This window comes from Methanospirillum sp. (assembly GCF_035406105.1).
Lineage (GTDB): Archaea > Halobacteriota > Methanomicrobia > Methanomicrobiales > Methanospirillaceae > Methanospirillum.
Window position 1 is genome coordinate 1 of sequence record NZ_DAONKG010000387.1, and the last position, 1034, is coordinate 1034.

The window sequence follows — 1034 nt, forward strand, 5'->3', positions numbered from 1 at the left end:
TGCCCCTCCTTTCACCCATTCATGATAGAGGGTATTATCCCAGACATACACCTTGCTTCTCCGGTGGGTGGTCTGCCCGACATCGCTGACCGTGACCGACCGATCGTAGAATGAGACAGCCGGGCATTTCTGCAACAGTCCTGCATAGAGATGCCCCCGTGATGTATATCCGTTCAGCAGTTTGGAGATTACAGAATTGGTCCATCCGGTCACCCGCTGGATGTCAAGCACGGTGAATTCTTCTTTGTTTAACGCCCGGATGGCATCAATAAGGGTTGATTCATTCCGGGTGAGCTTGGTTATCTGACCGCCGGTATCTCCGTTCAGGGCATTATACAGCCTGACTGCCTGGTCAAAATCATCCCTGGTTGCGATGATGTACTCAACTCCGTCAACCGTTTTTCTCTCCCGCTGAAACTGCATGAGTGCGGCATTTGTCTTGATAAGGTCAAGAAGCATGTCCGGGTTTCGCCGGTTTGCCACAGACTGAAACTCTATCTGTTCTGCATAAGGGATAATGACAAAGATGTCTCCGACTATCCGCCATATCTACCTGATTACACGGATCTCCTCCCTGACCGGTGAGCCTGCTGACGGGACCTGTGCTGCCTGGTGCAGTGTCCGCTCCAGTACTTTCCGATCCTGTTCTTCACTGTCGTCTATCCAGGCGGTGAGCATCCGGTTAAAGATCTGATCATCGCCGACGCCTTCGACCTTTGCGACCCACCAGACACACCGCTCCGGGATGGTGCAGGTGATGCCGTTCCGGTCTTTGGTGACGGTCCGGTACCGGAACGGTTTGAGAAATGAGGTGATGACTCCTTTGAGGATCTCCTGCATCTGTTCGGAGAGGGAGACATCATCAAGGGCGATGACGGTTCCCGGTTTTATATCCTGTGAGTAAAAGAGGGCTTTGTCACTTATCCGGCCGGATAACCGGTATTCCTGAGGGACCTGGGCCAGCATGGTGTCGATGGCATGGGATTTTCCTTTTCCGGAGTCTCCGGTGATGGAGACGTGAAGTCCTTTTGAGT

Annotated in this window: 1 protein-coding gene and 1 pseudogene; both read right to left on the reverse strand. The window is 52.8% G+C overall.

What is annotated here, in order from left to right:
- Nucleotides 1-483: pseudogene (locus tag PLA23_RS13720) on the reverse strand (hypothetical protein); the annotation flags it as partial.
- A 66-nt stretch (nt 484-549) separates the two neighbouring features.
- Nucleotides 550-1034 (reverse strand): MTBMA_p00010-related P-loop-containing protein (locus PLA23_RS13725; RefSeq protein WP_502883640.1); only part of this gene is annotated, 485 nt, incomplete at its 5' end.